This is a genomic window from Pseudomonas sp. 1L-B-1-E-C1 (genome assembly GCF_057291835.1).
In genome coordinates this window covers 341,286-360,431 of the sequence record NZ_JBXAWN010000003.1, presented here as the reverse complement: position 1 = coordinate 360,431, position 19,146 = coordinate 341,286, and the positions used below count along the sequence as shown (strand labels likewise).

The 19,146-nt window shown below is 60.1% G+C and carries 13 protein-coding genes and 1 pseudogene; 7 read left to right on the top strand and 7 right to left on the bottom strand.

Translation table 11 applies throughout. The features are described 5' to 3' along the window. Nucleotides 1-60: 60 nt before the first annotated feature. Together AC0Z4S_RS07900 and glnK are read right to left on the bottom strand one after the other, a co-directional pair. Nucleotides 61-1,398, bottom strand: coding sequence for an ammonium transporter (locus AC0Z4S_RS07900; RefSeq protein WP_024014776.1), 1,338 nt, complete (start codon nucleotides 1,396-1,398; stop codon nucleotides 61-63). A gap of 37 nt (nucleotides 1,399-1,435) precedes the next feature. Next, the gene (glnK, locus tag AC0Z4S_RS07895; RefSeq protein WP_002555808.1) at nucleotides 1,436-1,774 is read right to left on the bottom strand and encodes a P-II family nitrogen regulator; all 339 of its coding nucleotides are present in this window, start codon (nucleotides 1,772-1,774) and stop codon (nucleotides 1,436-1,438) included. 394 nt (nucleotides 1,775-2,168) lie between these two features. Here glnK and AC0Z4S_RS07890 point away from each other — a divergent pair, with 394 nt between their 5' ends. From AC0Z4S_RS07890 to AC0Z4S_RS07875, 4 genes and pseudogenes are all read left to right on the top strand, one after another. Then, nucleotides 2,169-2,429, top strand: a complete 261-nt coding sequence (locus AC0Z4S_RS07890; RefSeq protein WP_007920416.1) for an accessory factor UbiK family protein — start codon at nucleotides 2,169-2,171, stop codon at nucleotides 2,427-2,429. A gap of 359 nt (nucleotides 2,430-2,788) precedes the next feature. Beyond that, nucleotides 2,789-3,307: pseudogene (locus AC0Z4S_RS07885) on the top strand (BRO-N domain-containing protein). Between the two features lie 193 nt (nucleotides 3,308-3,500). Further along, nucleotides 3,501-4,046: an N-acetyltransferase gene (locus AC0Z4S_RS07880; RefSeq protein ID WP_485622607.1), complete on the top strand. Its 546-nt coding sequence runs from the start codon at nucleotides 3,501-3,503 to the stop codon at nucleotides 4,044-4,046. A gap of 595 nt (nucleotides 4,047-4,641) precedes the next feature. Beyond that, nucleotides 4,642-6,135, top strand: coding sequence for a YifB family Mg chelatase-like AAA ATPase (locus tag AC0Z4S_RS07875; RefSeq protein ID WP_485622606.1), 1,494 nt, complete (start codon nucleotides 4,642-4,644; stop codon nucleotides 6,133-6,135). Here the strand turns inward: AC0Z4S_RS07875 and AC0Z4S_RS07870 are convergent. The 3 genes from AC0Z4S_RS07870 to AC0Z4S_RS07860 all read right to left on the bottom strand — a co-directional run bounded on the left by AC0Z4S_RS07870 (nucleotide 6,132) and on the right by AC0Z4S_RS07860 (nucleotide 10,626). Next, the gene (locus AC0Z4S_RS07870) at nucleotides 6,132-7,346 is read right to left on the bottom strand and encodes an aldose 1-epimerase family protein (RefSeq protein ID WP_485622605.1); all 1,215 of its coding nucleotides are present in this window, start codon (nucleotides 7,344-7,346) and stop codon (nucleotides 6,132-6,134) included. The genes AC0Z4S_RS07875 and AC0Z4S_RS07870 overlap by 4 nt on opposite strands. Nucleotides 7,347-7,541: 195 nt before the next feature. After that, nucleotides 7,542-9,518 (bottom strand): methyl-accepting chemotaxis protein, encoded by a 1,977-nt coding sequence (locus AC0Z4S_RS07865; protein ID WP_485622604.1) that lies wholly within the window; start codon nucleotides 9,516-9,518, stop codon nucleotides 7,542-7,544. Between the two features lie 187 nt (nucleotides 9,519-9,705). Next, nucleotides 9,706-10,626 carry a LysR substrate-binding domain-containing protein gene (locus AC0Z4S_RS07860; RefSeq protein ID WP_485622603.1) on the bottom strand — a complete coding sequence of 307 codons (921 nt, stop codon included), beginning with the start codon at nucleotides 10,624-10,626 and terminating at the stop codon, nucleotides 9,706-9,708. Between the two features lie 160 nt (nucleotides 10,627-10,786). On the opposite strand from AC0Z4S_RS07860, the gene AC0Z4S_RS07855 reads away from it, so the two are divergent. Beyond that, nucleotides 10,787-12,181 (top strand): NorM family multidrug efflux MATE transporter, encoded by a 1,395-nt coding sequence (locus AC0Z4S_RS07855; protein ID WP_485622602.1) that lies wholly within the window; start codon nucleotides 10,787-10,789, stop codon nucleotides 12,179-12,181. A gap of 129 nt (nucleotides 12,182-12,310) precedes the next feature. Here AC0Z4S_RS07855 and AC0Z4S_RS07850 read toward each other — a convergent pair whose 3' ends face one another. Next, nucleotides 12,311-13,984 carry a putative bifunctional diguanylate cyclase/phosphodiesterase gene (locus AC0Z4S_RS07850; protein WP_485622601.1) on the bottom strand — a complete coding sequence of 558 codons (1,674 nt, stop codon included), beginning with the start codon at nucleotides 13,982-13,984 and terminating at the stop codon, nucleotides 12,311-12,313. Between the two features lie 272 nt (nucleotides 13,985-14,256). Between AC0Z4S_RS07850 and rep the strand changes: the two genes are divergently transcribed. Beyond that, entirely contained in the window at nucleotides 14,257-16,266 is a 2,010-nt protein-coding gene (gene rep / locus AC0Z4S_RS07845; protein WP_016772574.1) for a DNA helicase Rep, read from the top strand. A 57-nt stretch (nucleotides 16,267-16,323) separates the two neighbouring features. Then, nucleotides 16,324-16,896, top strand: coding sequence for a xanthine phosphoribosyltransferase (locus AC0Z4S_RS07840; RefSeq protein ID WP_485622600.1), 573 nt, complete (start codon nucleotides 16,324-16,326; stop codon nucleotides 16,894-16,896). Nucleotides 16,897-17,022: 126 nt separating this feature from the next. Here AC0Z4S_RS07840 and AC0Z4S_RS07835 read toward each other — a convergent pair whose 3' ends face one another. Then, nucleotides 17,023-18,945, bottom strand: a complete 1,923-nt coding sequence (locus AC0Z4S_RS07835) for an acetyl-CoA hydrolase/transferase C-terminal domain-containing protein (protein ID WP_485622599.1) — start codon at nucleotides 18,943-18,945, stop codon at nucleotides 17,023-17,025. Between the last annotated feature and the right edge of the window lie 201 nt (nucleotides 18,946-19,146).

The window sequence follows — 19,146 nt, the reverse complement described above, 5'->3', positions numbered from 1 at the left end:
ATGACAAATCCCGGACAAAAAAATGCCCGGCGAACCGGGCAATTTTTTCAGTGCGCGTACTTACAGGTTGTAGCCGCGTTCGTTGTGTTGTGCCAGATCGAGGCCGACCGACTCTTCTTCCTCGGTAACACGCAGACCCATGACGGCATCCAGCACCTTGAGGATGATGAAGGTGACGATGGCGGTGTAGATCACCGTGAAGCCGACGCCCTTGATCTGAATCCAGACCTGCGCGCCAATGTCAGTCACGGTGCCGAAGCCGCCCAGTGCCGGTGCGGCAAACACACCGGTGAGGATCGCGCCGAGGATACCGCCGATACCGTGCACGCCGAAGGCATCCAGGGAATCGTCATAGCCGAGTTTGCGTTTCAGGGTGGTGGCGCAGAAGAAGCACACCACGCCTGCGGCCAGACCGATCACCAGTGCACCCATCGGGCCCACGGTGCCAGCGGCCGGGGTGATCGCGACCAGACCGGCGACCACGCCCGAAGCAATGCCCAGTGCGCTTGGCTTGCCGTGGGTGACCCACTCGGCAAACATCCAGCCCAGTGCCGCAGCCGCAGTGGCGATCTGCGTTACCAGCATGGCCATACCGGCAGTGCCGTTGGCAGCAGCAGCGGAACCGGCGTTGAAGCCGAACCAGCCGACCCACAGCATCGCCGCGCCCATCAGCGTGTAACCGAGGTTGTGCGGAGCCATCGGCGTGGTCGGGAAACCTTTGCGCTTGCCCAGTACCAGGCACGCGACCAGACCGGCGATACCAGCGTTGATGTGCACCACGGTGCCGCCGGCGAAGTCGAGCACGCCCCAGTCCCACATCAGGCCGCCGTTACCGGACCAGACCATGTGCGCGATCGGTGCATAAACCAGGGTGAACCAGACGCCCATGAAGATCAGCATCGCGGAGAACTTCATGCGCTCGGCGAACGCACCGACGATCAGCGCCGGAGTGATGATCGCGAAGGTCATCTGGAAAGTGATGAACACAGCCTCAGGGAACAGCGCCGCCGGGCCGGTAATGCTCGAAGGCGTGACACCGGCGAGGAACGCCTTGCCCATGCCACCGAAGAACGAATTGAAGTTGACGACGCCCTGCTCCATGCCGGTGGTGTCGAAGGCAATGCTGTAGCCATAAATGACCCACAGGATGCTGATAAGACCGGTAATGGCGAAGCATTGCATCAGCACGGAAAGAATGTTTTTCGAGCGAACCATGCCGCCGTAGAACAGCGCCAGGCCGGGGATGGTCATGAACAGCACCAAGGCTGTCGAGGTGAGCATCCAGGCGGTGTCGCCGGAATTGAGGACTGGCGCTGCCACTTCGTCTGCCGCCATGGCGATGCCGGGCATTACGATGGACAACAGGGCGCCTAGCCCTGCGAATTTACGCAGAGTCATATTGTTTTCTCCTGGGGCGTTGGGTTTGTGGCGGCGCTTAGATCGCGTCGGTATCGGTTTCGCCGGTACGGATGCGGATCGCCTGTTCCAGATTGACCACGAAGATCTTGCCGTCACCGATCTTGCCGGTGTTGGCCGCCTTGGTTATCGCCTCGATAACCCGATCCAGATCCTTGTCGTCGATGGCCACGTCGATTTTCACCTTGGGCAGAAAATCGACCACATATTCCGCGCCGCGATACAGCTCGGTGTGACCCTTCTGCCGGCCGAAGCCTTTGACTTCAGTGACGGTAATGCCCTGCACGCCGATTTCGGACAGCGACTCGCGCACGTCGTCCAACTTGAACGGCTTGATGATGGCAGTGACTAGCTTCATGAAACTCTCTCCCGAATTGGTGGACTTGCCCCAGGAAAACAAACCCGTCTCAAGTCTAAGCGCAGTGCCTGGCTTTGTAACGCATCGTTGACGCCAGCTAACCGCATCAGACGAAACTCCCCGCTTCGTCTGCCGCACTGCATTCGTCACAGCGACTGCATCAGTGCATGGGTCGTGGGTGACTAAGCAGAAACCTTGCCAGCTCGGCAAAATCCCGGCATTTCAACCGTTTAGCCTCGGTTGCGCGCACTGGCGCAGAAAAGCGTTTACCGATACGCACAACAACGGTGCGCCACCGTCCGTCCCCCTGCGCGAAAAGCGTGCATCCGTGCGACGGGATTGACTATAGACACTGCGTGATACACTGCCGGCCATTGTTTCCAGGACATTCCCCATGCTCGCGCCCAAAGACTTCCTCGACGCCCTGAGCGGCACCGCCTCCCGCCTGTTCAGCGGCGACACGCCACTGCCGAAAGCCGAAATCGAAAGCCAGTTCAAGATGCTGCTGCAGAGTGCCTTCAGCAAACTCGATCTGGTCAGCCGGGAAGAGTTTGATAGTCAGATGGTCGTACTGGCCCGCACTCGCGCTCGCCTCGAAAGCCTCGAAGCCAAAGTCGCCGAGATGGAAGCCAAGCTGACACCGCCCGCGGAATAAATCGCGTCCCCTGTAGGAGCTGCCGAAGGCTGCGATCTTTTGATCTCCGGCCCTTCAACCATCCCGGCAACGTCCTACAACCTGCACCACCGCCGTCCGATTGCGCCGAAAAGCCCAGGTTTCTAAGCTCATCTGATGCTGAATGTTCAGCACCGGGTTTGGCGACCCGAACAGCTTAAGGCGCACGACAACCATGATGGCGGGTACATTTACCGCCACATCGTTTCATGGCGGTTGTGCGTGGGAGACCTTCGGGTCTGCCGGATTCCTTTTGCTCCGGTTCGCCAACCCGCGTACAACTGCCACCTAATCGTTTGGCGACGATTGAGGGCAGCCCCTTAAGCAAGAGGAACTGCTCAATGAATCAAGAAGAGACTTATCTGACCCCGCACATCTTCACCCGCCACAAACTCCCCCCTCCACGCCCTCCTCATCCAGAACTAACCCTGGCTCTGCGCACGAGACCTGAGCCGCCTGCTGCACATCTACCTCAACGAACGCATGCTGCGAAAACTCGACCCCGACCAATACCAAACCCGCAAACCTTGACCCACAACCAGATCGAAAACGTCCTGCTGATCAGCGAATCCGGCATCTACGCCCTCCTCGTCTACCACTACTGCCCCGAATACCGAGCCCTGCGCGAATGGCTCACCCACCAGGTCATCCCCACCCTGCGCGACTCCCAACATCCCAGCACAAGCGAACGTCCACACCTGAGCCTGCTCAGTTGGCCGGACATGACGTTGAGTTTGTTGCACTGGAATAATCAGCCGTGGATACGGTTGCAGGATGTGCCACACATGGTGACGGAGCGAGAACAGGTAAACCGCACGGTTGTGAACTCATGGTGGAGAAAGGCTCTGCAATTGATCTGAATTTTGCGCTGCAACCTCACCAAAGGTCATTTCAGCGATACCACTGAAATGACCTTTTTTGTGTCTTCGTTATCTCCCCCCCCTACTCCGGAATCCTCCACTCACAGAAGTAACGTCCTACAAAACGCGTCCCCCACGTCTGATTTCGCTGCCTCCTCTCTGCTGGCTATCTTCTGCGACCAGATCCAAACAGATGAAAACAATGAGAAGAAAAGGCAAAGCAACGGATCTTCGTAACCAGACATTCAGATCAAACTCGCGAAAGATCGCCTACAAATTCTTTCTCAAGGACATGGCCCCGAGAATCCCAAGTATTGATGCAGCAGCGGTCAAGTTTGAGCCAATTACCCCAGCAGCGATAAAGCAATACTTTCTCTGGGAGGGGCCAACAATTTTCCCTTGGGATGACGTTGCAGCCTGGAAAAGTAAAGATGCGAAAGGTCTGGATTTGGCGATATGGTACAAACAGATTCTTTGCGGCATGTGCTATGCGCCCCCGCGCGCAAGCTCTATTTGCTTAAAGATTGTTCTGTTGGAAGGGCATCCGGACAGGGCGCACCCGCTTCGCGGCAGGATCGCGCCGATTGCTCTGCTTGTCGCAGATCACTATGCGCGAGCGCTAGGATGCAAAGAAATCGAGATTCAGGATCCTGATCCGAATGTTGTTTTTTATTACCGGAGACTGGGGTTCGAATTCGACCACACCAACCGGCTTGTCATTTCTGTGAACGGTCAATAACATCGAAATCAACAACCCAATCGCACGAGGTGCGTATGAGCCCAAAAAAGCGAAAGGCAAAGCTTCTTCAGATTGTTGAACTACATCTCGAAGCACTCCGGTTGGCTGGGGATATGTCAGCCAACCAACGGCGATTTATTGAAGTTGCTGTTACGTGTGGGCCAGAGCTTGAGCCAAGCGGCCCGCTGGCGGGTAGAAGATCCTGAGTCAAAAATAAAAAGGCGTCCATAGGACGCCTTTTTTGTGTTTGGAGGAGTAGTCGCAGCGATTCTTTAGCTCCGGGCTTTACGGCCTTGGGTTCAGAATCCGACGAGCTGGCCCGTCGTCACTACTTCAGAGAAACCAGCTTTCTCTGCTGCCAAAATGCGGGGGAGCTTTTGCTGGTGCCCAGTCCCGACGAATGCGCAGTTGCAGTCCTCGAACGGGATGATCCGTCAATGCCGGGCGAGAGTCAACGCTCCAATTCAGGCAAGCAGTGACAGCCCATCGGGTCTTGATACGTCTTGTAAACCTCTATTTCAGCACTGAAACCCGGCTCAACTACCCTTCAAAAACCCGCAGGAAGCGGCTCCCCGATTCAGCTCAAGGAACGACCATGTCCCTCTCCATTGTCCACAGTCGCGCCCAGATTGGCGTGGAAGCCCCCGCTGTTACCGTCGAAGTCCATCTGGCCAACGGTCTGCCGTCGCTGACCATGGTCGGCCTGCCTGAAGCGGCGGTGAAGGAGAGCAAGGATCGGGTGCGCAGCGCGATCATCAATTCCGGGCTGCAGTTTCCGGCGCGGCGGATCACCCTGAATCTGGCGCCGGCGGATCTGCCCAAGGATGGCGGACGCTTCGATCTGGCGATTGCCTTGGGGATTCTGTCGGCGAGTGTGCAGGTGCCGTGTCTGACGCTGGATGAGGTGGAATGTCTGGGTGAGTTGGCGCTGTCGGGTGCGGTGCGGCCGGTGCGTGGTGTGCTGCCGGCGGCACTGGCGGCGCGCAAGGCCGGGCGAGCGCTAGTGGTGCCTCGAGCGAATGCGGAAGAGGCGTGCCTGGCATCCGGGCTCAAGGTGTTTGCGGTCGATCATTTGCTGGAAGCGGTGGCGCATTTCAATGGGCACACGCCGGTGGAGCCTTACGTTTCCGATGGCTTGATGCACGCTGCCAAGCCCTATCCCGACCTCAACGAAGTGCAGGGTCAAACAGCCGCAAAGCGCGCGCTGCTGATTGCCGCTGCGGGGGCGCACAATTTGTTGTTCAGCGGACCTCCGGGTACGGGCAAGACGCTGCTGGCCAGTCGTCTGCCAGGATTACTGCCGCCGCTATCCGAATGCGAGGCGCTGGAAGTGGCAGCGATTCAATCGGTCGCCAGCGGGGTGCCGTTGACTCACTGGCCGCAGCGCCCCTTTCGCCAACCGCACCACTCCGCTTCCGGTCCGGCACTGGTCGGTGGCAGTTCAAAACCGCAACCCGGCGAAATCACCCTCGCCCATCACGGCGTGCTGTTTCTCGATGAACTGCCGGAGTTTGATCGCAAGGTTCTCGAGGTGCTCCGCGAGCCCTTGGAGTCCGGGCATATCGTCATCGCCCGAGCCAAGGATCGCGTGCGCTTCCCGGCGCGGTTTCAGTTGGTGGCAGCGATGAATCCGTGTCCCTGTGGATATCTTGGCGAACCCAGCGGCAAGTGCTCGTGCACGCCGGACATGGTCCAGCGCTATCGCAACAAGCTATCGGGGCCTTTGCTGGATCGGATTGATCTGCACCTGACGGTGGCGCGGGAGGCGACCGCATTGAATCCGGCAGCCAAGCCCGGCGAAGACAGCGCCAGCGCTGCGGCGTTGGTGGCCGAAGCCAGGGAGCGCCAGCAAAACCGCCAAGGCTGTGCCAATGCGTTTCTCGATCTGCCGGGATTGAAGCGTCACTGCAAGTTATCCACAGCCGACGAAACATGGCTGGAGGCGGCCTGTGAGCGATTGATCCTGTCGCTGCGCTCGGCGCATCGCCTGCTCAAGGTCGCGCGCACACTGGCGGATCTTGAGCAGGCCGATGCGATTACCCGCGAGCATCTGGCCGAGGCACTGCAGTACCGGCCGGCGACACCTTAATGGTCGGTCAGATCAACCAGCGGTGCCTGGCGCACTTCGGTTTCGCGCCCGGCCTGAATCTCGGTCACACGCTTCAAGGCGTTATCCACAACACCTTTGTCTGCGAGCAGGCTGTAGATGATCTGGAACTGTTTGTGTTCTTTCGACGCAATGGTTGGAACCAGATTCAACGGCCGCTGATAGCGACGGTTGTAGGAAAAACTGGTGCCCGGCTCCAGCCCGGTGACGTAGCCCTGCCCTTGGGTGTCGGTGTTTTTCCACAGCGAGAACACTGGCAACTGCTGGGTATTGAAGCCAACCGCAACGCCGAGGCTACCGGCCTTGTTGTGCAGCACGGTCAGGGTATCGCCCTTCGCGTCCGCATACGGCACAACGTTGTAGACCGTTTCGTCGTAGTCCCTGGTCGGTGCGCGGTACGTCTGCCAGTCGGACAGATCACCCTTGGCCTTGTCGTTGAACGGCGATACCTGCTTCACCGGCGCCGCAAACTTCGCGCCCTGCTCAAGAAACGGCGTACTGAAATTGCTGTGATACAGCGCCTGATATTCCTTCGCATAGTCGCCATTATTGGTCAGGGTATCGTTGAGGACGAAGCTTGCGCTGCCCGGTTCGGTGACCAGTTCGGTCGCTACCGAGAAATCGACTTTCTTGAAGGCCTGCTCTTTCAGCTCACCGCGCAGGCTGATGGCGTAGGGTGGCTGTTCGTCGATGTGCAAGGTGACGGTGCTGGCCGGGATATTGGCGGCGCGACCGTGCAGGGTCAGCAGTTCGCCGTTGTCCATGCCGGGATGGCCAACCCACTCATAACCACAGCGGGTCACCAGCTCGTTGAAACCTTCCAGCCAGCCCAGGCCACCGCGACCGTTAAGTTCGATGAAGGCCGGGTTGACCACGTCCTTGACCGGCGAATCCCAGCCCATGCGCACGTTGCCGACAGAGGCCTGCAAGACATTCATGCCTCGGGTCGGCACCACCGAGAGTTTCATCGTGCCGTTATCGATATCGACGATGCTGACGCCTTCCTGCCGCCCACCGTGCAAGGTGCGCAAGCTTACGGAGAAGGGTTTGTCGGTTTTCACGCCGAGCTGCGCACTGGTGATGGTCCAGTTTTGCGCGGGCTTATTGGCATCGAGAAGGACGTAGTCCCAAGCCATGGCGTGGGAAGCAATAGAGAGTGCGCCGAGAGCGACGGCGAGTTTGAGCGGGGTCATGGCAGCAGCCTTTATTGGAGTTGTGCCATTTTTATAGCGCTGCGGAAACGTTTCAGCAAGTGCAAAGGTCGGTTTGTTCAAGAGCATTCGCGAGCAAGCTCGCTCCCACAGGTTTTTCGGGTGTTCACACGAATTGTGAACTACCCCGGAAACTGTGGGAGCGAGCTTGCTCGCGATAACGATTTCAGCCGCACATCAACGGAAGCGATCAACCTCAGAACGCAGATCCGCCGCCAGTTTCTCCAGCTCTTTAGCGGTGATGGCCAGGTTGGAAACCACCTCACGCTGCTCGCTGTTGGCCATGGCAATGCTCTGCAGATTGCTGCTCAGCAACGTCGCGGTACTGCTTTGCTCCTGAGTGGCGGTGGTGATCGCGGCAAACTGCTGGCCTGCCGAGCGGCTCTGCTCGTCGATCCGTGCCAGTGCCGAAGCTACGTTGGCATTACGCGACAGACCTTCCTGCATCAGCACGTTACCCTGTTCCATGGTGCTGATCGCGTTGCCGGTTTCCTGCTGGATGCTGTGGATCATGCTGGAGATTTCGTCGGTGGCCTGACGGGTACGGGATGCGAGGCTGCGCACTTCGTCCGCCACCACGGCAAAACCGCGGCCCTGCTCACCGGCACGGGCGGCTTCGATGGCAGCGTTGAGCGCCAACAGGTTGGTCTGTTCGGCGATCGAGGTGATCACGCCGACAATGCCGCCGATTTCCTGCGAGCGCTGACCGAGGGTGTTGATCACCGTGGCGGTGCTGTTCAGCGCGCCAGCGATCTGCTCCAGCGACGACGACGCTTCTTCCATCGAGCTGCGGCCGATCTGCGTTTGCTGGGCGTTTTCCTGCGCCAGACGCTGCGTCGCGCCCATGTTGTCGGCAATGTCCAGCGACGTCGCGCTGAACTCTTCCACGGCGCCGGCCATGCTGGTGATTTCGCCCGACTGCTGCTCCATGCCTTCGTAAGCACCACCGGACAAACCGGACAGCGCCTGCGCACGGCTGTTGACCTCTTCCGAGGCACGGCGGATATGCTCGACCATGGTCGACAGGGCCTGGCTCATCTGGTTGAAGGCGCGGGACAGCTGACCGATTTCGTCGTGGCTCGATACGTTCAGACGCACGCTCAGATCACCGGCACCCAAGGCCTCGGCCTGGCGCACCAGATCGCCCAGTGGCGCAAGCTTGCTGCGCAGCAGCCAGACCACGGAACCGACCGCGAGCAACATCGCCAGCAGGCTGCCGATCGCCAGTTGCGTACCGACGCTCCAGGTCACCGCGCGGATCTCGGCTTTCGGCATGCTCGCTACCACCGACCACGGGCCACCTTCGAACGGTACGGCGATGCTGTAGAAGTCTTCGCCCTTGTCGCTCCAGAACTCGCCCTTGCCCGGGGTTTTCACCAGGTTGTTGATGGTCGGGGCGGCTTGATCCAGGTTTTCCACGCCGGCAATCGGCACCAGCCATTTGTTCTGCTCGTCGAGCAGGGCCAGCGAGCCGGTCTTGCCGATGCGGAAGCGCTTGAGATTGGCGAACTGCGCGTTTTGCGCGTCGGTGTAGTCGAAGCCGACGTACAGCACGGCGATGATCTTGCCGCCCGCGTCGCGTACCGGGGTGTATTGCGACATGTAGTAGCGCTCGAACAGGAGCGAGCGGCCGACATAACTCTGCCCCGCCATCAACTTCGCGTAGGCCGGGTTGGCATGATCGAGCACGGTGCCGATGGCACGGGTGCCGTCCTGCTTGCTGACGTTGGTGCTGACGCGAATGAAATCTTCGCCGCTGCGCACGAATACCGTGGCCACGCCGGCGGTCATCTGCTTGAACTCGTCAACTTCCTTGAAGTTGTTGTTCAGCACCTCGTTGCCCAGGTGCAGGCCCGGGGTCTGCACGCCGGCCACGGTCACTGGCTGATCCGGGTGCACACTCAAGCCGCTGCCGAAGCGTTTTTCAAACAGCCCGCTCAGGCGCAGGGTGCTTTCGCGCAGCGTACCGTGGAAGGTACTCAGTTGATCGGCCAGCAGCCGGGCCTCACTGGCCAGATGCTCTTCACGGGTGGCGAGGTTGGCGGAATCCAGCGAACGCAAGGCGAACACCGTACTGCCGCTGATAACTATCGCCAGTATTACAGCGAGGGCGAGGCCCAACTGCGAGGCGATCCGAGCACGAGGTTGAGACATGAACAGCTCCTGGCCGAGCCACCGAATCCTCCTTGATCGCGGTAATTGCCCGGAAAATATTCTAATAATGGGGGTAGCGCGAAACCGGCACGACGGTTCCACATGCTCCTAGTCGGCGGTAAAACCGAATACTTGAGCGCGTTGCGTGGGTATGGCGCAGTGGTGGCATTGTGCCGGCTCGAACGTTTCAGCTCAAGCGTGTCACTGCCGGGAGTTGCATGGCGCGGACTTCGCTTTGCAGAAAGTCGCTAAGACGGCGCAAACGTTCACCTCCGGGACGGGTTTTTGGCCACACCAGGTAATAATCCAGGCCACTGGCGACCGCCGTCGGCCACGGCAGGCTCAAGCGTCCTTGCGCGACATCTTCGGCAACCATCAACAAATCCCCCATTGACACACCGTAGCCGCGCGCCGCCGCGATCATGCCCAGTTCCAGGGTGTCGAACACCTGCCCGCCCTTGAGCGAGATCTGATCGGACAAACCCATGCGCTCCAGCCAACTGCGCCAGTCGCGGCGATCCGGAGTCGGGTGCAGCAGTTCAGCGGCGGCGAGACGCGCCACGGTCCAGGGCTGATCATTAAGAAGGGTCGGCGCGCCGACCGGAATCAATTCCTCGGGAAACAGCAGGCTCGCTTCCCAGTCCGGCGGGAAATGCCCGTCGCTGAGCAACACCGCGCAATCGAATGGTTCGTTGTTGAAGTCCACCGAATCGATGTCCATCCACGCGCTGGTCAGTTGCACCTCATTGCCCGGTTGCAAATGACGGAAGCGGCTCAACCGCGCCAGCAGCCAACGCATTGTCAGGGTCGATGGCGCCTTCATGCGCAGGATGTCGTCTTCGGCGCGCAAGGTATTGCAGGCTCGCTCGAGGGCGGCGAAGCCTTCGCGGATACCGGGCAACAGCAGCCGTGCCGATTCGGTCAGTTGCAGATTGCGCCCACTGCGGTGAAACAGTCGGCAGGCGAAATGTTCTTCAAGGGTGCGCATGTGCCGACTGACCGCGCTCTGGGTAATCGACAGTTCTTCCGCCGCGCGAGTGAACGAGCTGTGTCGCGCGGCCGCTTCGAATGCGCGCAGGGCATACAACGGCGGCAGGCGTCGGGACATACAAAAAGCTCCAGTAGCGGGGATATGGTCAATTCGGCGGGCACGTTTCAGTATGAGTAATAATCATGCCACCCATCCTTTTTATCCCTTTGTGCAACGCCTGCCAAGCGCCGAGAATCGACGCTCTTCTGTTCCCTCTGATATTTGGGTGGTGATGACCATGCGGCATCCTGTGCGTACCGAACTCTGGGCCATTCTGCGGCTGGCGGGGCCGCTGATTGCTTCGCAGTTGGCGCACATGCTGATGGTGCTGACCGACACCCTGATGATGGCGCGCTTGAGTCCCGAAGCGCTGGCCGGTGGCGGCCTCGGTGCGGCGAGTTACTCGTTCGTGTCGATTTTCTGCATCGGCGTAATCGCCGCGGTCGGCACACTGGTGGCGATCCGTCAGGGTGCCGGCGACATCCTTGGTGCCGCGCGCCTGACTCAGGCCGGGCTGTGGCTGGCCTGGTTGATGGCGCTCGGCGCCGGGCTGCTGTTGTGGAATCTCAAACCCGTGTTGCTGCTGTTCGGCCAGACCGAAACCAACGTCAACGCCGCCGGGCAATTCCTCATCGCCCTGCCCTTCGCTCTGCCCGGTTATCTGAGCTTCATGGCCCTGCGCGGCTTCACCAGTGCGATTGGCCGGGCGACGCCAGTGATGGTGATCAGCCTCGCTGGCACAGTAGCCAACTTCCTCCTCAACTACGCGCTGATCACCGGCATGTTCGGCCTGCCGCACCTGGGGCTGACCGGCATCGGTCTGGTCACCGCGATCGTCGCCAATTGCATGGCACTGGCGTTGGCCTGGCACATTCGCCGGCATCCGGCGTATGACGCTTATCCGCTGCGCACTGGCCTGTCGCGGCCGAATCGGCAATACCTGAAGGAACTCTGGCGCCTGGGCCTGCCGATTGGCGGCACCTATGCGGTGGAAGTCGGCCTGTTCGCTTTCGCTGCGCTGTGCATGGGCACCATGGGCAGTACGCAAATGGGCGCGCATCAGATCGCACTGCAGATCGTTTCGGTGGCGTTCATGGTGCCGGCCGGGATGTCCTATGCCATCACCATGCGCGTCGGCCAACACTATGGCGCCGGGCAACTGGTCGATGCGCGGATGTCCGGGCGGGTCGGCATCGCTTTCGGCGCGGTGGTGATGCTCGGCTTTGCCCTGGTGTTCTGGCTGTGGCCGAACCAATTGGTCGGCCTGTTTCTTGACCATAACGACCCGGCGTTTGCCGAGGTGATCCGTCTGGCGGTGAGCCTGTTGGCGGTCGCGGCGTGGTTCGAGTTGTTCGACGGCACGCAGACGATTGCCATGGGCTGCATTCGTGGACTCAAGGATGCCAAGACCACATTTCTCGTGGGGCTCGCTTGCTATTGGCTGATTGGCGCACCGGCGGCGTGGTGGATGGCGTTCCACCTCAATTGGGGGCCGACCGGCGTCTGGTGGGGTCTGGCGCTGGGGTTGGCGTTCGCGGCGGTGAGCCTGACGCTGGCATTCGAATGGAAAATGCAGCGGATGATTCGGCGCGAGCCGCAAGCTGAAGGTTTCAACATCCCCCAGGCCGAATGAGGGTTTCCTTTGTGGGAGCGAGCCTGCTCGCGAAGACAGAGTGTCAGGCAGAAAGCATTCAGCTGACAGAACGCATTCGCGAGCAGGCTCGCTCCCACAGGAGTTTCGGGTTGGCCGCAAAAGCCGTGATCAACCGACGATTTCCAGCGCCGGCTGCTGGCTCGATCCCGACGTCAGATATTCCACCAGCTCCTCCAGCGGCAACGGCCGGCTGATCAGATAGCCCTGCACCTGATCGCAACCAAACCCGCGCAACAAATCCAGCTGCCCCGGCGTCTCGACCCCTTCGGCAACCACTTCCAGGTGCAGGTTGTGCGCGAGGTTGATCATCGCGTGCACCAGTTTGCGGTTCTCTTCACGCTGTTCCATGCCGCCGACAAAACTCTTGTCGATCTTCAACAAGGTGATCGGCAGGCTGTTGAGGTGCACGAACGAGGAGAAACCGGTGCCGAAATCGTCCAGCGAGAAGCGCACGCCAAGGCGGCCGAGGGCGTCCATGGTCTGCTTGACCAGATCGCTGCGCCGCATCACTGCGGTTTCGGTCAGTTCGAATTCCAGCCACTGCGCCTCGACGCCGCGTTCGGCAATCAAACGGCTTAGCGTCGGCAGCAACTGGCTGTCCTGAAACTGCCGGAACGACAGGTTGATCGCCATGTGCAGGGCCGGCAGACCCTGCTCGCGCAGGGCCTGCATGTCGCGCAAGGCGCGGGAAATCACCCAGTAACCCAATGGCACGATCAGACCGCTTTGTTCAGCCAGCGGCACGAACTCACTCGGCGGCAATAGACCGCGCTCACCATGACGCCAGCGCACCAGCGCTTCGAGGCCGACAATCTGGCCGTCTTCGAGATTCAGGCGTGGCTGGTAATGCAGTTCCAGCTCATCGCGGCGCAACGCCCGGCGCAGCTCGCTTTCAAGGTCGGCCATGCTCCGCGCGTTGCGGTTGATGCGTTCGTTGAAGATATGGAAGGTGCAGCCCTGCGTACTCTTGGCCTGCTGCATGGCGATGTGCGCATGCCACATCAAGGGATCCGCACCGCCGTTGGCGCGGGCGTGAGCGATGCCGAGGCTGGAGCCGATCAGCAGGCTTTCGCCGTCGACCCAATAAGGCTCGGCCAAAGCTTCGGTGATGCGTTCGGCCATCCACTCGGCGCGTTGCGGCGCGCGGCGGGTGTCGATCAGCAGAGCGAATTCATCACTGCCCAGCCGCGCCAGTTGATCGCCCGCCTCCAGCTGACTTTTCAGCCGCGCGACGACCTGCAGGATCAGGCGGTCGCCGGCCTGATGGCCGAGGGCATCGTTGGCATGGCGAAAATTGTCGAGGTCGAGATGGCCAAGGGCGAGGCCGCGACCGTCGCCTTCGGCAAGACGTGCGGTGAGCAGGGTCTGGAAACCCTGGCGATTGGCGATGCCGGTCAGCGGATCCTGTTCGGCGAGGCGCTGCAGAGTGTTTTCCAGCACGCCGCGCTCGCGGACATGGCGCAGGCACCGCTGAAGCATGCCAGCGTCGAGGGCGTCGAATACCAGCCAGTCGCTGACACCGACCGGCGCAGTGGCCGGTTCATGTTCCAGCAGCAGAACGGTCGGCAGGCTGCAACGCCCCGGCGCCGGTTGCAACGCTGGCAAGGTCAGCAGCACCGCGTGGCGGTTGTCCTCGAACAGGCGGCTGACCGAATCCCAGTTCGGCGCGCTGATCAGCACCGCCGCGCTCCCCATCGGAGCCAGACACTCACGCAACAACGCTGTCCACGCTGGCTCTTCGGCCAGTAGCAGCAAACGCAAGGGTTCGACAGGCGTAGACAAGCTGACTCCCTAGACTCTGCAATGATGTAGGCGGGGCATTATGCCGTTGTGCTGAACAATGACCAATGCGTTGGCCGATGACAACGGCAGTGAAAGGTTATTTTGTGTCACGAATGAGAACATTAGCCGCAAAATCCCCGCGTATCCTGCGTGAAAGTAACAAAAGCGGCAAATTTGAATCGCGTGTTGCGTCACAAGTCGGACAGAGCAGCACAAATCGCTGAGCCTGTTAAAATGCCGGCCCATTTCGTCAACGACTCCCGAATTTTCGTATGTCCCGACTCAATCCCCGGCAGCAAGAAGCCGTGAACTATGTCGGCGGCCCTCTATTGGTGCTCGCCGGTGCTGGCTCCGGCAAGACCAGCGTGATCACCCGCAAGATCGCGCACCTGATCCAGAACTGCGGCATCCGCGCCCAGTACATCGTCGCCATGACCTTTACCAACAAGGCCGCGCGCGAAATGAAAGAGCGGGTCGGCACCCTGTTGCGTGCCGGCGAAGGGCGCGGCCTGACCGTCTGCACCTTCCACAACCTGGGCCTGAACATCATCCGCAAGGAGCATGCGCGGCTGGGCTACAAACCCGGTTTCTCGATCTTCGACGAGACCGACGTCAAAGCCCTGATGACCGACATCATGCAGAAGGAATACGCAGGCGACGACGGCGTCGACGAGATCAAGAACATGATCGGCGCGTGGAAAAACGACCTGATCCTGCCTGCCCAGGCCCTGGAAAATGCGCGCAACCCGAAAGAGCAGACCGCTGCCATCGTCTACACCCATTATCAGCGCACGCTCAAGGCGTTCAACGCGGTGGACTTCGATGACCTGATCCTGCTGCCGGTAAAGCTTTTCGAAGAGCACGCCGACATTCTCGAAAAGTGGCAGAACAAGGTGCGCTACCTGCTCGTCGACGAATACCAGGACACCAACGCCAGTCAGTATCTGTTGGTGAAGATGCTCATCGGCAAGCGCAACCAGTTCACCGTGGTGGGCGACGATGACCAGTCGATCTATGCCTGGCGTGGCGCGCGCCCGGAAAACCTGATGCTGCTCAAGGACGACTACCCGTCCCTGAAAGTGGTCATGCTCGAGCAGAACTACCGCTCCACCAGCCGCATCCTGCGCTGCGCCAACGTGCTGATCTCGAACAACCCGCACGAATTCGAAAAACAGCTGTGGAGCGAGATGGGCCACGGCGACGAGATCCGCGTGATCCGCTGCCGCAACGAGGACGCCGAAGCCGAGCGCGTGGCCATGGAAATCCTCAGCCTGCACTTGCGCACCGATCGCCCCTACAGCGATTTCGCGATTCTCTATCGCGGTAACTATCAGGCCAAATTGATTGAATTGAAGCTGCAGCACCATCAGGTGCCGTATCGCCTGAGCGGCGGCAACAGCTTCTTCGGCCGTCAGGAAGTGAAGGACCTGATGGCCTACTTCCGCCTGATCGTCAATCCGGATGACGACAACGCCTTCCTGCGCGTGATCAACGTGCCACGCCGCGAGATCGGCTCGACCACTCTGGAAAAACTCGGCAACTACGCCACCGAACGCAAGATTTCGATGTACGCCGCCACCGACGAAATCGGCCTGGGCGAACATCTCGACAGCCGCTTCACCGATCGCCTGGCGCGCTTCAAGCGCTTCATGGACAAGGTCCGTGAGCAGTGCGCCGGCGAAGATCCGATCTCGGCGCTGCGCAGCATGGTCATGGACATTGACTACGAGAACTGGCTGCGCACCAACAGCTCCAGCGACAAGGCGGCGGACTACCGGATGGGCAACGTCTGGTTCCTGATCGAGGCGTTGAAAAACACCCTCGAGAAAGACGAAGACGGCGAAATGACCGTCGAGGACGCTATCGGCAAACTGGTGCTGCGCGACATGCTCGAGCGCCAGCAGGAGGAAGAGGACGGTGCCGAAGGTGTGCAGATGATGACGCTGCATGCGTCCAAAGGGCTGGAATTTCCCTACGTGTTCATCATGGGCATGGAAGAGGAAATCCTCCCGCACCGCTCCAGCATCGAAGCCGACACCATCGAAGAAGAGCGTCGCCTGGCCTACGTGGGCATCACCCGTGCCCGCCAGACCCTGGCGTTCACCTTTGCCGCCAAGCGCAAGCAGTACGGCGAAATCATCGACTGCGCGCCGAGCCGCTTCCTCGATGAACTGCCGCCGGACGATCTGGCCTGGGAAGGCAACGACGACACCCCGACTGAAGTCAAAGCCGTGCGCGGAAATAGCGCATTGGCCGATATACGCGCGATGTTAAAGCGCTAGAATCGACTACTTTTTAATCTACCTTCGGCGCCCATCGCGCCAACAGAGGAAGCTGTTGTGGAAGCACTGCACAAAAAAATCCGCGAAGAAGGCATCGTGCTTTCCGATCAGGTCCTGAAAGTCGACGCCTTTCTGAACCACCAGATCGACCCGGCCCTGATGAAGCTGATCGGTGACGAATTCGCCGCGCTGTTCAAGGACTCGGGGATCACCAAGATCGTCACCATCGAAGCTTCGGGCATCGCCCCAGCGATCATGACCGGTCTGAACCTCGGCGTGCCGGTGATCTTCGCCCGCAAGCAACAGTCCCTGACCCTGACTGAAAACCTGCTGTCGGCGACCGTGTACTCGTTCACCAAAAAGACCGAAAGCACCGTGGCCATCTCCCCGCGCCACCTGACCAGCAGCGACCGCGTGCTGATCATCGACGACTTCCTCGCCAACGGTAAGGCCTCGCAAGCGCTGATCTCGATCATCAAACAGGCCGGCGCCACCGTTGCCGGTCTGGGTATCGTCATCGAGAAGTCGTTCCAGGGCGGCCGCGCCGAACTGGACTCGCAGGGCTACCGCGTCGAGTCGCTGGCCCGGGTGCAATCGCTGAAGGATGGCGTCGTAACCTTCATCGATTAAGGCCACACCACCGCTCCTCTGTAGGAGCTGTCGAGTGAAACGAGGCTGCGATCTTTTGATCTTGATCTTGAAACAGATCAAAAGATCGCAGCGTGCCGCAGCTCCTACAGCTTTTGCGGTGAGCCTTTACTGCGTGGTGGCTTTCAGGCCGGTGAGCAGCAGGCGCTGGAAAAGGTCTTCTTTGAGGCCTTCCGGATTGGTGAGCTGCATGCGCTCCAGGTGTTCCGGAAATTGCGACGCCTCCGGCGCATCCAGCGCTGCCTTGCCCAACTCCAGCATCTCGCTCAGCTTGAACTTGCTCTTCAGCCAGTTCAGCGCGCGCAGCAGATCCCGTTCGATCGCGGTGAAATCACAACCCAGCGGATACTCCGGAAACAGGTTCGGGTGCCGCGCGGCAATCGCCTGCAAGCGTTGCGGTGTGTTGTCGGCAAACCGTGGATCGATGCGGAAATCCTTCGGCAGCTTGCCGACGTTCTGCGCCTGTTCGATGAGCCCTGGCTGAAAACGTGAGTCGCTGATGTTGAGCAGCGCTTCGATTACCGCTGCGTCGGATTTACCACGCAGGTCGGCGATGCCGTATTCGGTGACGACGATGTCGCGCAGATGCCTCGGAATCGTGCAGTGGCCGTATTCCCAGACGATGTTGGAACTGACCTCGCCGGCGGACTCGCGCCAGCTGCGCAGAATCAGAATCGAACGCGCATTGTGCAACGCGTGTCCCTGCGCCACGAAGTTGTACTGCCCGCCGACCCCGCTGAGCACCCGCCCGTCTTCCAATTGATCCGCGACACCCGCCCCCAACAACGTCATGTTGAACACAGTGTTGATGAAGCGCGCATCAAGGCGCTGCAAGCGCTTGAGCTCTTCCTGTCCGTACAGCTCGTTGATGTAGCTGATGCGGGTCATGTTGAATTCAAGCAACCTGCTTTGCGGCAACTCGCGCAGCCGTTCATAAAAACTTCGCGGGCCAAGAAAGAAGCCGCCGTGCACGCAGATACCGTCAGGCTGCGCAGCTTCGTCGAGGGTGCCGGCATTGGCCTGCTCCTGGGTCAGCACATCCGGATAGACCTTGCGCCGGATGATCCCGGCATCCGCCAAAACCAGCAGCCCGTTGACGAACATCTCGCTGCATCCGTAAAGGCCTTTGGCAAATGGCGCGGTGCCGCCCTCGCGCTGGATCAATTGCGCCCATTGGCTGAGGTTGACGTCATCGAGCAACGCCTGATAGCCGGCGTTATCGGCCTGACGGGCCAGCAGCGCTGCGGTCAGCGCATCGCCCATCGAACCAATACCAATCTGCAGCGTGCCGCCATCGCGCACCAGCGTACTGGCGTGCAAGCCAATGAAATGGTCCTGAAATCCCACCGGCATGTTCGGCGTGGAAAACAGCGTGCTGCTGTCCTTCTCGTCGATCAGCAGATCGAAGGTGTCGATGTCGACTTCAGCATCGCCGGGCATGTACGGCAGATCCGTATGCACCTGGCCGACCAGCACAATGGTCTCGCCCGCCTCGCGGCGCTTGGCGATCATCGGCAACAGGTCAAGGGTGATGTCCGGGTTGCAACTCAGGCTCAGCCGATCGGGATGATCGCTGTTGCTGGCCAGCAACTGAGCCACCAGATTCAGCCCCGCTGCGTTGATGTCGCGGGCGGCATGGCTGTAATTGCTGCTGACGTAATCCTGCTGCGCCGGCGCGCTGTTGAGCAGACTGCCGGGTTGCATGAAGAACTGCTGGATACGGATGTTGGCGGGCAGGCTGTCGCGCTGCAGATCGGCGAGGAAATCGAACTCCGGATAATCACCGAACACCCGCTCGACGAAGGGCTCGATAAAGCGCTTCTGCAAACCATCGCCCAGATTCGGCCGACCGAGGCACAGCGCGGTATAGATCGTCAGCTGCCGCTCGGGCAGCTCCTTGATCCGACTGTACAGCGCGTTGACGAAGTGATTCGGCTTGCCCAACCCCAGCGGCAGGCCCATGTGGATGTGCGCCGGCAAGCGCACCAGTACGTCGTCCACCGCCTGTTCGATCGAACACAACTGCACCATCTGAAGCCTCCCGCCCGTTCCGTTGATAGGGGTAGACCGAGATTGCCGGGGAATTACTTCCGAGGGAAGGCGATTAAAAAGAAAAAACCGCTAAATTTCTCGATAGGCCGGAGCTGAGGCCAGGTTGCGAATACCTACAAAGAATATTTAGCAATAACAATGAATTATGCGCGCCCTATGAATCGCCTCACACATTTATAC